This is a genomic window from Actinomadura sp. RB99 (assembly GCF_014706005.1).
In the GTDB taxonomy this organism is placed as follows: domain Bacteria; phylum Actinomycetota; class Actinomycetes; order Streptosporangiales; family Streptosporangiaceae; genus Spirillospora.
Genome location: NZ_JABMCA010000057.1, coordinates 20,702 through 33,804, shown reverse-complemented (window position 1 = coordinate 33,804; position 13,103 = coordinate 20,702). Strand labels below are relative to the sequence as shown.

The 13,103-nt window shown below is 74.9% G+C and carries 10 protein-coding genes; 8 read left to right on the top strand and 2 right to left on the bottom strand.

Translation table 11 applies throughout. From position 1 onward, the window contains the following. Positions 1–91 precede the first annotated feature (91 nt). From amrb99_RS36155 to amrb99_RS36145, 3 genes are read left to right on the top strand one after another with little or no spacing between them, the layout of a single operon-like run. A complete protein-coding gene (locus amrb99_RS36155; protein WP_190864838.1) occupies positions 92–697 on the top strand; it encodes a TetR/AcrR family transcriptional regulator in 606 nt (201 codons plus the stop codon). Then, entirely contained in the window at positions 694–2,055 is a 1,362-nt protein-coding gene (locus tag amrb99_RS36150; RefSeq protein WP_190864836.1) for an MFS transporter, read from the top strand. Before amrb99_RS36155 ends, amrb99_RS36150 begins: the two co-directional genes overlap by 4 nt. Continuing rightward, positions 2,045–3,472 carry an aspartate aminotransferase family protein gene (locus amrb99_RS36145; RefSeq protein WP_190864835.1) on the top strand — a complete coding sequence of 476 codons (1,428 nt, stop codon included), beginning with the start codon at positions 2,045–2,047 and terminating at the stop codon, positions 3,470–3,472. The genes amrb99_RS36150 and amrb99_RS36145 overlap by 11 nt, the downstream gene beginning before the upstream one ends. On the opposite strand, the gene amrb99_RS53435 is transcribed toward amrb99_RS36145, so the two are convergent. Beyond that, a complete protein-coding gene (locus tag amrb99_RS53435; protein WP_347256998.1) occupies positions 3,469–5,889 on the bottom strand; it encodes a hypothetical protein in 2,421 nt (806 codons plus the stop codon). The genes amrb99_RS36145 and amrb99_RS53435 overlap by 4 nt on opposite strands. Positions 5,890–6,143: 254 nt before the next feature. Between amrb99_RS53435 and amrb99_RS36135 the strand changes: the two genes are divergently transcribed. From amrb99_RS36135 to amrb99_RS36125, 3 genes are all read left to right on the top strand, one after another. Next, on the top strand, positions 6,144–6,725 hold the full coding sequence (locus tag amrb99_RS36135; protein WP_190864833.1) for an RNA polymerase sigma factor: 582 nt from the start codon (positions 6,144–6,146) through the stop codon (positions 6,723–6,725). Positions 6,726–6,727: 2 nt separating this feature from the next. Further along, positions 6,728–7,789, top strand: coding sequence for an LCP family protein (locus amrb99_RS36130; RefSeq protein WP_190864831.1), 1,062 nt, complete (start codon positions 6,728–6,730; stop codon positions 7,787–7,789). An 80-nt stretch (positions 7,790–7,869) separates the two neighbouring features. Continuing rightward, positions 7,870–8,289: a CBS domain-containing protein gene (locus tag amrb99_RS36125; RefSeq protein WP_190864829.1), complete on the top strand. Its 420-nt coding sequence runs from the start codon at positions 7,870–7,872 to the stop codon at positions 8,287–8,289. 35 nt (positions 8,290–8,324) lie between these two features. Here the strand turns inward: amrb99_RS36125 and amrb99_RS36120 are convergent, their stop codons facing one another. Then, the gene (locus amrb99_RS36120) at positions 8,325–9,518 is read right to left on the bottom strand and encodes an aminotransferase class V-fold PLP-dependent enzyme (protein WP_347256997.1); all 1,194 of its coding nucleotides are present in this window, start codon (positions 9,516–9,518) and stop codon (positions 8,325–8,327) included. Positions 9,519–9,677: 159 nt separating this feature from the next. On the opposite strand from amrb99_RS36120, the gene amrb99_RS36115 reads away from it, so the two are divergent. Continuing rightward, entirely contained in the window at positions 9,678–11,561 is a 1,884-nt protein-coding gene (locus amrb99_RS36115) for an ABC transporter ATP-binding protein (RefSeq protein ID WP_190864828.1), read from the top strand. A 103-nt stretch (positions 11,562–11,664) separates the two neighbouring features. Further along, positions 11,665–12,870: a serine hydrolase domain-containing protein gene (locus tag amrb99_RS36110; RefSeq protein ID WP_190864826.1), complete on the top strand. Its 1,206-nt coding sequence runs from the start codon at positions 11,665–11,667 to the stop codon at positions 12,868–12,870. Positions 12,871–13,103 lie beyond the last annotated feature (233 nt).

Below are 13,103 nucleotides of genomic sequence, written 5' to 3'. Positions count from 1 at the left end.
TCGGCCCGCGCCGCACCCTCGGATGATCTCGTGGTCACGGTTTCCATCAAGCGATTGACCGAGTCCCGGGCGGGCCCCTACGGTGCTGCCCATGACCAGCGACTCCGGCCGGGAGCGCATTCTCGACGTCGCGACCCGGCTGTTCGCCGAACACGGCTACGACGGCACGTCCACCCGCCTGATCGCCGAGGCTGCCGGGCTCAACATCGCCACCGTCGCCTACCACACCGGCGGCAAGCGCGACCTCTACCTCGCCGTGATGGAACGCGCCCACCAGGCCGAACGCGCCGCCCTGGAGGAGGCCCTCGTCGGCCTCACCCCCGACGCGGCCGGGATCCTCGCCCTCGTCGACCGCTACATCGACTTCTGCGCCGCCCACCCGGAGATCACCGCCCTGTGGATGCACCGCTGGCTGTCGGACGCCTCCGACATCGCGGACATCGAGCAGCGATACGTCAAACCGCTGATGGACGCGGTCGTCCGCGCGGTCGGCGACGCCGTCGGCGAGGACGCCGACGTCGAGTACGTCGCCTGGACCGTCGTCTGGTGCACCCACGGGTTCGGCCGCGGCGGCGTCCTGCGCGGCGACGGCCTCCGGCACCGCATGGACGACCCCGCCGCGCTCGCCCGGTTCCGCGCCAACCTGCACCGGCTCGTCCTCGCGGGGCTGAACCTCGACGCCCGGGCGGCGCTGTGACGGCCCCCGCCGCGACCGCGGCGCTGCCGCGCCGGCGGCTCCTCGGCTACGGCGTCGGATCGGTCGGAACCGGCGTGTTCTCCGCCGTCCCCGGCCTGCTCCTGCTCTACTACCTGACCGACGTCCTCGGCGTGTCGGCCGCGATCGCCGGCGCGGTCCTGGTCGTCCCGAAGGCGTGGGACGTGCTGCTGAACCCGGTCGTCGGCGCCGCCAGCGACCGCGAGGCCGTCCGGACGGGCCGCCGCACCCGGCTGCTGCTGATCGGCGGCGCGACGCTGCCGTTCCTGTTCGCCGCCATGTTCGCCGTCCCGGTGGACTCGCCCGGCTTCGGCGCCGGCTGGGCCGCGGTGATGTTCCTGCTGGCCGCGAGCGCGTTCGCGTGCTTCCAGGTGCCGTACGTGGCGCTGCCCGCCGAGATCTCCGACCTGCCGTCCGAGCGCGGCCGGGCGATGGCGTGGCGCGTCGTGTGCCTGACCGTCGGCATCCTCGTCGCCGGCGGCGTCGCGCCCGCCCTGTCGGACTCCGCCGGGGGAGGGCGCGGCGGATACGCCCTGATGGGCGCCGTGATCGGGACCGTGATGGGCGCCGCGATGATCACCAGCGCGCTGGCCAACCGGTGGATCCCGTCCACCCCGGGCCCGCGCCCGCTCGGCCTCGCCGCCGCGCTGCGCGCCGCGCGCGGCAACCGCCCGTTCTTCGCGCTGCTCGGCGGCTACGTCGCGCACACCCTCGCCGTCGCGATCATGCTGGCGGGCGCCCCCTACGTCGCGACCTACCGGCTGGACGACTACGGGCTCACCTCCGCGATGTTCGTCTGCATGGTCGGGCCGAGCGCGTTCGCCGTCCCGCTGTGGCGGAAGATGTCCGCCCGGTACGGGATCGTCCCCTGCTACGTCACGGCGCTCGCGATGTTCTCCGTCACCGGCTTCGCGTCCTACCCGGCGATCTCCGCCGGGTCGCGGCCCGGCGTGCTGCTCCTCGCCGCGCTGACCGGCGTCTGCTACGCCGCCGTCCAGCTGTTCCCGCTGTCGCTGCTGCCCGAGACCGTCCACGCCGACAAGGGACGCACCGGGCAGGCCCAGGCCGGCGCGTTCACCGGCCTGTGGACGGCCGCCGAGACCGGCGCGCTCGCCCTCGGCCCCGGCGTGTTCGCGCTGGTGCTGGCGGTGTCGTCGTTCCGCTCGTCCGACCTCGACGAGCCCGTCCACCAGACCGGGACCGCCCTCACCGGGCTGACCGCCGGCTTCTCCCTCGTCCCGGCCCTGCTGTTCCTGCTGGCCGTCCCCCTCCTGCTGGCCTACCGCCGGCTCGCCGCCGCCCACCGACCGACCGAGGAAGCGCAGCCCCATGCCGTCTGATCGCGTCCTGCCGGAGCACGGCCGTCCGGCCGCCGACCTGCTCGCCGAGCTCGCCCGGCTCCGCGAGGCCGACCTGCCCGTGCGCGGCGGCCACGTCACCGCCTACGTCTACGACACCGGACGCGAGGCCGTGCACGACCTCGCCGCCACCGCCTTCCAGGAGATGCTGGAGGTCAACTGCCTCGACCCGACCGCGTTCCCCAGCATCGTCGCGCTGGAGCGCCGGATCGTGTCCGCCGTGGCGGACGAGCTCGGCGGCGGCACCGGCATCTTCACCAGCGGCGGCACCGAGTCGATCATGCTCGCGGTGAAGGGCGCCCGCGACGCCCGGCCCGTCGCCGGCCGCCCCCGGATCGTCCTGCCGACCACCGCGCATCCCGCGTTCCACAAGGCCGCGCACTACCTCGGCCTCGACGTCGACCACATCCCGGTGGACGCCGGCTTCCGCGCCGACCCGTCCGCCGTCGCCGCCGCCATCACGCCCGACACCGTGCTGGTCGTCGCGTCCGCGCCGTCCTACCCGCAGGGCGTCATGGACCCGGTCGAGGAGATCGCCGGCATCGCCGCGGCCGCGGGGGTGCCGTGCCACGTGGACGCCTGCGTCGGCGGCTGGGTGCTGCCGTGGCTCCGCGACCTCGGACGCCCCGTCCCGCCGTTCGACCTGTCCGTCCCCGGCGTCACGTCCATCTCCTGCGACCTGCACAAGTACGGGTACGCGCCGAAGGGCGCGTCCGTCGTGCTGTTCAAGGACGAGGCCGTCCGCCGCGCCGCCTACTTCGCGTCCGCCGAATGGCCCGGCTACACCGTCATCAACGCCGGCGTCCAGAGCAGCAAGAGCGCCGGCCCCCTCGGCGCCGCGTGGGCCACGCTGAACGCGGTCGGCGCGCAGGGCTACCGCGACCTCGCCGCGACCGCCATGGACACCGCCGAACGGTTCATCGCGGGCGTCGCCGGGATCCCGGGGCTGCGCGTGCTCGGCGACCCGGCCGTCCCGCTCGTCGCCGTCGCCTCCGACGACCCCGCCCTCGACGTCTTCACCATCGCCGACGAGGCCCGCGCCCGCGGCTGGTTCTTCCAGCCGCAGCTCGCCTACCAGGGCATCCCGCCGAACCTGCACTTCACCCTCACCGGCGTCAGCGACGTCGACGCGCTGCTGTCCGCGCTCGCCGACGCCGCCAAGGCCGCCCGCGCGGCCGGTCCGCCCGACGTCCCGGCCGACCTGCTGGACGCCCTCGCCGGGCTCGACCTCGGCTCCCTCGACGACGCGGGCTTCACCGGCCTGCTCGCCGCCGTCGGCGTCGACCTCGACGGCGGCGGCCCGGAGATGGCGGTCGTCAACACCGTGCTGAACGGCCTGCCGCCCGCCACCCGCGAGGCCCTCCTCGTCCGGTTCCTGTCCGCCCTCTACGCCGGCTAGTTCACCCGGATCAGGCGCTTCAGGTACGACGGCTCGTCCAGCGACGACCCCAGCACCAGCGGCACCCGCGCGGCGCCCGCCGTCACCTGGCCGACCCGCTCGCCGGCGGCGCCCTGGTGCGGCGGGTCGCCCTGGATCCCGACCGGCACCCGCAGCCCCGGCCACCCCACGACCGTCACCGGGGACGCGGCGCGCAGCGGCGTCGACCCGCCGAGCCCGTCGTCGACCGTGCCGACCCTGGCGTCCTTCGGCGCCAGGGTCGCGGCCGTCATCGAGCCCTCCACCGCCTGGATGAGCCGCCCGGCCGCCTCCACGGCCCCCTGCGCGCTGGGCGACTTCTGCGCCATAACCGCGCCCAGGATCAGCGTCGGCACACCGCCGACCTTCCGGCGCGCGGCGAACACGTAGTTCCCGCCGGCCGCGTCGGTGTAGCCGGTCTTCCCGCCGACCACCCCGTACTGCCCGACCAGGACGTTGCCGCCCGGCCGCGCCGGGCTCCCGTCGTCCGGCACGTACGCCCGCCGGTTCACGATCTCGGTGAACGCCGGCACCTTCATCGCCGCCCGCAGCAGCTTCACCTGGTCCGCGGCGGTGCTGACCGTCCCCGAGTCGTAGCCGCTCGGGTCGGTGTAGCGGGTGCCGGTCATCCCGAGCTCCCGCGCCGCCGCGTTCATCTTCGCGACGAACGGCTGGTCGCCGCCCGAGTCCCAGCGCGCCAGCTCGTGCGCCAGGTCGTTCGCCGAGATGATCAGCAGCGCCTCCAGGGCCTTGCGCTCGGTCAGCCGCTGCCCCGCCGTGATGCCGAGCAGCGACTCCCCGCGCTTCTTGCGCGCCGGGATCTCCGCCACCCCCTGCGGCGACACCGCCAGCACCGGCCCGGCCTGGCCGGTCGCCAGCGGATGGTCGCGCAGGTAGACGAACGCCGTCATCACCTTCGCGACGCTCGCCGTCGGCGTCGGCGCGGACCCGCCCGACGACCCCATCGTCCCCAGCCCGTCCACGTACACGGTCGACTGGCCCACCGCCGGCCACGGCAGCGCGGGCGCCGCGCCCGGGAACACGTGGCTGGACGCCAGGCTCAGCTTCACCGTCGGATCCGGAACGGGCCGGATCAGCTGCCCGGCCACCACTCCCACGACCAGCACCAGCGCCGCGACGAGGACGATCACCAGCCCCCGGCGCTTCGGACGCTTCTCCGCCTCGGCCGCGGGCGGGGCCGGAGCGGGCGCCTGCGGTACGGCGACCTCCCAGGGCCCGCTCTGCACGGGCCGCACCGGCGGCGCCGCTCCCTGCGCCGCAGCGGCGTAGGGTGCCGCGTTCTGTGGCGGCGCGCCCTGGGGCGCCGCGCTCTGCGGGGCCGCGTTCTGCGGTGCGGCATTCTGGGGGGCCGCATTCTGGGGGGCCGCGTCCCACCGGACGGACTCGGGCCGGAACTCGCCCGGGGGCGCCTGCCGCGGCGCATCCCACACCACCGGTCCGGGACTCTGGCGCGGAGACTCGAACCAGCCCTGTCCGCCCTGTCCGCCCTGCCGTTCTTCCGCGGGCGGCGCCGCCGGCGCTTCCGGTGCGGGGAGCTGCCACGGAGCCGGCAGCCGCTCGACCCGCGTCACCGCCGCAGGCGACTCCACCGGTGGCTCCGCAGGCGGCTCCGGCCGGGGCGCCGCCTCGGAGCGCTGCGGCGGGCCGGGCCGCTCGTGCTCCTCCGCACCCGGCTCCGCGCTCTCCTCGGCCGCGTCCGGCTCGTCGGGTTCGTCCTCCCAGGACGCCTCCGGCTCGTCGGGTTCGTCCTCCCAGGACGCCTCCGGCTCGTCGGGGTCGTCGGGGTCGTCGTCCCAGGACGCCTCCGGCTCGTCGGCCTCGGGCGGTTCGGCGCTGGACGCCGGCTCGTCCTCAGGATCCTGCGCGGGCCCGGCGTCCTCCGGCGGCGCGGGAGGCGCGCCCTGGTCATGGGCGGTGCCCGCGTCCGGCGCGGCTTCGGCCGGCTCGGCGGACTCCTCCGGCTCGGCCCGCGCGGCGTCCGCCTCAAGCTCTTCTTCCTGAGCCTCGGCGGGTTCCTGCGGTTCCTCGGGACGCTCTTCCGCCGCGTCCGCGTCTTCAGGCTCCGCGTCCGCCTCCGGCTCCGCGTCCTGCTCGGGCGTCTCCTCGGCGGCTTCGTCCTCCGGCGGCGCGGACGTGTCCGCCTCCTCGCCCGCGGACGCCTCATCGGGCGCCTCGCCGGACGGTTCGGGGTCGTCCGGCGAGGGCGGCGCGTCCTCGGCGGGCCGGGCCGGGCGCCGGATGTCGGGCCTGGTCAGCGAGGCGTTCTTCGCCGGGGCGGGCGCCGGGATGCGGAACTCGGCGGTGGCCGTCCGGCCCGGCTCGTGTTCGGCGTCCTCCGGGCGCTCGGCGGGCTCCGGCTCCTGCGGGACGTCGTTCACGGGCCTGCCCCCTCAAGCTCGGTGATCACGGATGCGGACGGGGGTGGTCCTTCGCCGTGGATCCCCCGTGCACATAGAAAGATGTCCACTTTAGCGACGAGGTTCGGACCGTTACGCATCAGTGATCTTCGCCGGTCCGGCGGACCCGTCCGCGGGGCCCGGCGCGCCCCGTGAACCCGGCGGCGGGGTTGCGGAGATACACCGCTGACAATGTTCCCGACGAGAAGGCCGGTCCGCATGCCATGGTGTCCGAGATGACCGCGCCGCCGAGGGTCCCGGCGCGCGACGCCGATCTGATCGGGCGGTCGTTCGATGATCCCGAGGCGTTCGCAGCGCTGTTCGACCGCTACTCCGCGATGCTCTACCGGTACGTGTCGCGCCGACTCGGCCCGGAGGCCGCCGAGGACGTCGTCGGAGAGACGTTCCTGGCCGCGTTCGGCAAGCGGCACCGCTACGACCTCGCGCAGCCGGACGCGCGGCCGTGGCTGTTCGGGATCGCGACGAAGCTGGTCGCGCGGCACCACCGGTCGGAGGCGGCCCGGTACCGGGCGCTGCGCCGCAGCCCGGTGGACGGGCCGGTCGAGGGCCCGGCGGAGCGGGTCGCGGCCGGGGTGACGGCGTGGGCGTCGCGTCCCGCGCTCGCCGAGGCGCTGGCCGGGCTGCCGCGCCGGGACCTGGACGTGCTGCTGCTCGTGGCGTGGGGCGACCTGGCGTACGACGAGGTGGCGCGGGCCCTCGGGATACCGGTCGGCACGGTCCGGTCCCGCCTGAACCGGGCGCGGCGCAAGGTGCGCGCGGCGCTCGGCGACACCAACCCGATGGACGAGGAGGAGTGACCGTGGACGACCTGGAACTGCTCCGCGACCTCGGGCGCGAGCTGGGGGACGAGCCGCCGCCGGCGCTGGCGCGGCAGCGGGGGCGGCTGCTGGACGCGGCGCGGGGCCGCCGCCGGTCCCGGCCGGCCGGGGGGCGCTGGACGCTGATCGGCGTGGTGGCGGCGGTGGCGGCGGTGACGGCGGCGGCGATCCTGGTGCCGGCGTTGTTGCTGCACGGGCGCGGCGCGCGGCCGGTCGCGTCGGACACGTCCGCGTTCACGGGGAAGGCGGTGAACGTCCTCGTGCTGGGGTCCGACCGCCGGGCGGGACGCCCGGCGCGGGCGGACACGGTGGTGATGGTGCACCTGCCCGCCGACCGCAAGGCCGGGACGGTGGTGAGCATCCCCCGTGACTCGCTGATGGACGTCCCGGCGTGCAAGGGGCCCGGGGGGCGGACGCTCCCGGCGCGTCGCGCCGCGATCGGCGCGGTCTACTCCGACGGCGGCGCCTCGTGCGTGGGGAAGGCCGTCGAGTACGCGGCGTCCGTCCGGATCGACAGCACGATCGTGATCGAGTTCTCCGGGTTCAAGGCGATGGTGGACGCGCTCGGCGGGGTCGAGTACACCCTGCCGAAGGCGATCACGGACCCGTCGGGGCGGGTGCTGGTGCCGCCGGGGCGGCACCGCCTGGACGGGGAGCGGGCGCTGGACGTCGTGCGGGCTCGCCGGGGCCTGGACGACGGGTCGGATCTCGCGCGGGTCCGGCGGCAGCAGAGGTTCATGGCGGCTCTGCTGGGCGCGGCGCACGGCGAGCAGCTGAGGAATCCGGTGCGGTTCGCGCGGTTCCTCGCGGCGGCGGCAGGGTCCGTGAAGACGTCCCCGAGCCTCGATCTGAAGGCGATGGAGTCGCTCGCCAGGAGCATGAAGGAGCTGGATCCCGGGCGGGTCCACTACGCGACGGTTCCGGTGCGTCCTGCGCCGGGCGATCCGAGCCGGCTGGCGTGGGTCCCGGCGGGAGCGCGGACGGTGTTCGCGCCGTTCAGGGGGGAGGAGAGCCCCCCGGCGCCGTCGGTCCGCCCCCGATGAGTGGCCGCCGCTATGTCGGGTAGAGCCGCAATCGTCCCAATGCTCCCAGCAGTACGATCACGAGCCTCGAGGGGTGTGCAATGGCCAGGAAGATCCGCGACATCATGACCGGTTCCCCGACGTCGGTGTCCCCGGAACTCGACATCGTCACGGTGGCGCGGGCGATGCGCGACGAGGACATCGGCGCGGTGCTGGTCGCCGAGGGCGACGACCTGCTCGGCCTGGTCACCGACCGCGACCTGGTGATCCGCGGGCTCGCCGCCGGCGGCGACCCCGCCCAGGCCACGATCGGCGGGCTCGCCAGCAACGTCACCGCCACGATCGGGCCGGACGACTCGCTCGACAAGGCCGCGCAGATCATGCGGGAGCGGGCCGTACGGCGGCTGCCCGTCCTGGAGGACGGGCGCCCCGTCGGCATCGTGTCCATCGGCGACCTGGCGATCGAGAAGGACTCCGCCTCGGCGCTCGCCGACATCAGCGCGGCCCGCTCCACCTTCTGACGGCCCGCTCCATGTCCTGACGGCCCGCCGGGGGACTAGGGGAGGGCCGCGATCAGGCGGTCCAGGTCCTCTTCGGTGTTGTAGTAGTGCACGGACGCCCGCACGGCCGCGTCGAGGCCGTGCGGGTCGTACCCGTGCGTCCTCGGCTGGGCCACGCTGACGTTGACGTCCCGCTCCCGCGCCGCCGCCTTGACCGCGGCGGCGTCGTGGCCGTCCACGGTGAAGGTGACGATCCCGGACGGGCGCTCGCCCCGGTCGAGGACCGTGATCCCGGGCCGGTCGGCCAGCATCCGCCGCAGTGCCGCGGCCAGGCCGACGACGCGCTCCTCGATGGCGGCGGCGCCGAGCGCGGACGCGTAGTCGGCGGCGACGGCGAGCCCGATCTGCCCGGCGACGTACCGCTCCCAGGTCTCGAAGCGGCGCGCGTCGTCCCGGATCTCGTAGCCGTCGGGCGCCCTCCACTCGGCGGCGGTCAGGTCGAGGAACGGCGGCTCCAGCGTCCGGGCGATCTCCCGCCGGACGTACAGGAAGCCGGTGCCGCGCGGCCCGCGCAGGTACTTGCGGCCCGTCCCGGACAGCATGTCGCAGCCGATCTCGGCGACGTCCACCGCGAGGTGCCCGACGGACTGGCACGCGTCCAGCAGGTAGAGGACGCCGTGCTCGCGGCACAGCCGCCCGACCTCCGCGGCCGGGTTGACCAGCCCGTTGTAGGTCGGGATGTGGTTGAGCGAGACCAGCCGGACGCCGCCCTTGGCCAGTTCCGCCTCCAGCGCGTCCAGGGCCAGGGTGCCGTTCGCGTCGTCGGGGATCACCTCCACGCGCGCGCCCTTGGCCGCCGCGACCTGCTGGTAGGCGATCGCGTTGCTGGAGTACTCGCTGGTGGTGGTGAGGATGCGGTCGCCCTCCGCGAACGGGATCGCGTAGAAGGCCAGGTCCCAGGCGCGCGTCGCGTTCTCCACGTAGGCGATCTCGTCCGCGCGCGCGCCGATCAGCCCGGCGACCGCGTCGTAGAAGTGCTCGACGGCGTCCGCCCTCAGTTCCGCCGCCTCGTAGCCGCCGATCGTCGTCTCCAGCGCGAAGTGCTCCGCGACCGCCTCGATCACGGGCGCGGGCGGCAGCGCCGCGCCCGCGTTGTTCAGGTGCGCCACCCGCGCGCATCCCGGCGTGTCCGCCCGCGCCTTCCCGACGTCGATGCCGGTGCCGTTGGCCGTGCCGGTGTCGGTCCCCACGTTGCGCCCCCTCCGTTGCCGATCATTCGGATTATCGGTGATCAACGCCGGATTGTCGTACCCGCGCGCGACGATGGCCCTCGCCGCCGACTTGACCTCAACATTAGTTGAGGTTCCAGGATGGGGCTCCCGAGCCGACGACGATCGAGGACCGCCCGCATGGACATGGAAGTCACCGCGTGGATGTCGCTGCACCACGCCATGAACGCCCAGGACGACCGCCGGCCGTTCTCGAAGGCGACGCTGCGCCGGATCGCCGCCTTCGCCCGCCCCCACCGCCGGCCGCTGTTCGCGTTCCTGCTGTTCAGCGTCGTGATGGCGGTGCTCGCCGTCGCCACCCCGGTGCTCGCCGGACGGGTGGTGAACGCGATCGTCGACCGGTCCGCCGCGTCCACCGTGGTCGGGCTGGCCGTGCTGATCGCGGTGCTGGCCGTCGCCGAGGGCGGGCTCGGCCTCGCCAACCGGTGGCTGTCCGCCCGCATCGGCGAGGGCCTCATCCTCGACCTGCGCACCGCCGTCTTCGACCACGTCCAGCGGATGCCGGTCGCGTTCTTCACCCGGACCCGCACCGGCGCGCTGGTCAGCCGGCTCAACAACGACGTGATCGGCGCGCAGCGCGCGTTCAGCGACACGCTGTCCGGCGTGGTCAGCAACCTCGTGACGCTGCTGCTGACGTTCGCCGTCATGGTCGGCATCTCCTGGCAGGTGACGCTGCTGGCGCTGCTGCTCCTGCCGGTCTTCGTCCTGCCCGCCCGCCGGATGGGCACCCGCCTCGCCGGGCTGGAGCGCGAGGCGGCCCGGCACGACGCCGCGATGAGCACCCAGATGACCGAGCGGTTCTCCGCGCCCGGCGCCACCCTGGTCAAGCTGTTCGGCCGGCCGGACCGCGAGTCCGCCGAGTTCGCCGCGCGCGCCCGCCGCGTCCGCGACATCGGCGTCCGCACCGCGATGGTGCAGCACGTGTTCATCACCGCGCTGACCATGGTGTCCGCCCTCGCCCTCGCGCTGGTCTACGGCCTCGGCGGCTGGATGTCGCTGCGCGGCCACCTCGACGCAGGCGCCGTCGTCTCCCTCGCGCTGCTGCTCACCCGGCTGTACGCGCCGCTGACCGCGCTCGCCAGCTCCCGCGTCGAGGTGATGAGCGCGCTGGTCAGCTTCGAGCGCGTCTTCGAGGTGCTCGACCTGCGCCCGCTCGTCGCCGAGAAGCCCGAGCCGCGCACCGTCCCGGACGGCCCCGTCGCGGTCGAGTTCGACGGCGTCACGTTCGGCTACCCCGCCGCCGACAAGGTCTCCCTCGCCTCCCTCGAAGAGGTCGCGACGCTCGACACCCGCGGCGGCGTCGACGTCCTGCGCGACGTGTCGTTCCGCGCCGAGCCCGGGCAGATGATCGCGCTCGTCGGCTCGTCCGGCGCGGGCAAGTCCACGATCGCGCAGCTGCTGCCGCGCCTGTACGACGCCGACTCCGGCACCGTCCGGCTCGGCGGGGTGGACGTCCGCGACCTGTCGTTCGCCTCGATCCGCGCGACGCTCGGGATGGTCACGCAGGACGGCCACCTGTTCCACGAGTCGATCCGCGACAACCTGCTGCTGGCCCGCCCCGAGGCGACCGAGGACGAGCTGTGGGACGTGCTGCGCCGCGCCCGCCTCGACGCCCTGATCGAGGGGCTGCCGGACGGCCTCGACACGATCGTCGGCGAGCGCGGCTACCGACTGTCGGGCGGCGAGCGGCAGCGGCTCACCATCGCCCGCCTGCTGCTGGCGCGGCAGCGCGTCGTCATCCTCGACGAGGCGACCGCCCACCTGGACTCCACGTCCGAGGCCGCCGTCCAGGAGGCGCTGGCCGAGGCGCTCGACGGCCGGACCGCCGTGGTGATCGCGCACCGGCTGTCCACCGTCCGCGCCGCCGACCAGATCCTGGTCGTCGAGGAGGGCCGGATCGTCGAGCGCGGCACGCACGACGAGCTCCTCGCCGCCGGCGGCCGCTACGCCGACCTGTACGAGACGCAGTTCGACACCCGCCCGCCCCTGGAACCCGTCGCCTGACCCCGTCGCCTGACCCCGTCGCCCGGGCCCGTGGCGGCCCGGGCCGATGAGTTACCGGCCGCAGGGCGGTCATACCCCCAAGAGCCGACCACGAGGAGCGACGATGAGCGACAACGGCGGGCTGTCCCCCGCGGGGCTGGACCGGATGCGCCGGGTGATGACCGGCTTCGTCGACCGCGGCGACCTGCCCGGGCTCGTCGCGCTCGTCCACCGGCGCGGGCGCACGCACGTGATCGAGGCGGGCGCCCTCGAAGCCGGCGGCGACGCCCCCATGCGGCGCGACACCCTCTTCCGGATCGCGTCGCTCACCAAGGCGGTCACCGCCGCCGCCGCGATGATCCTGGTCGAGGAGTGCCGGCTCCGCCTGGACGACCCGCTGCACCACCTGTTGCCAGAACTCGCCGACCGGCGCGTCCTGCGCCGCCTCGACGGCCCGCTCGACGACACCGTCCCCGCCGAACGGCCGATCACCCTGCGGGACGCGCTCACGTTCACGCTCGGCTACGGCGTGACGTTCACCCCGCAGGGCCCGCCTCCGATCATGCAGGCGATGCTCGACACCGGCGTCGACAACGGCCCGGACGGCCCGCCCTGCGGCCCCGACGAGTGGCTGAAGCGGCTCGGCGCGCTGCCGCTGGCGCACCAGCCGGGCGCGGGCTGGCTCTACAACACCGGCGCCGACGTGGCCGGCGTGCTGATCGCCCGCGCCACCGGGCGCCCGTTCGAGGAGTTCCTCCGCGAACGGATCTTCGAGCCGCTGGGGATGCGCGACACCGGCTTCACCGTGCCCGCCGCGGAGGCGGGCCGGATCGCCGCGTCCTACACCGCCGACCCCGCCACCGGCGCGCTCGTCCGCCGCCCCGACCCGCGCGAGGGCGCCTACGACCGCCCGCCGGTCTTCCCCGCCGGCAGCGGCGGCCCCGGCCTCCTGTCCACCGTCGACGACCACTGCGCGTTCCTGCGGATGCTCCTGGACGGCGGCCGGTACCCGGGCGGGCGGCTGCTGTCGCGCCCGTCCGTCGAGCTGATGACCACCGACCGGCTGACGCCGGAGCAGAAGGCGGGCAACGGGGTGTTCCTCGGCTCGGGCGGCTGGGGGTTCGGCCTCGCCGTCGACGGCCGCCGCGAGGACCTGTTCGTCCGCCCCGGCCGGTTCGGCTGGACGGGCGGCCTCGGCACGTCCGCCTACGCCGACCCCGGCGAGGACATGATCGGCATCGTCTTCACCCAGCGCGCCATGACCTCCCCGGAGCCGCCGCACCACTTCCAGGACTTCTGGACCACCGCCTACGCCGCCATCGACGACTAGAGCGCCCCGCGCCCTCCAGCCACCGCGCCCTCCAGCCACCGCGCCCTCCAGGAACCGGCCCTTCAGGGACCGGCCGTTCACCGCCCGACCACGGGCCGGCGACGGCCGGTCCCTTCGTCGTTCACCTCGTCGTTCCCCTCGCCGCCCACCTCCCCGTTCGCCTCCCCGCCTCCGCCGCCCCCCGATGTGAGGGTGCGGCCAATGATTAACGCGTTGGCGCAATGATGCTGTTC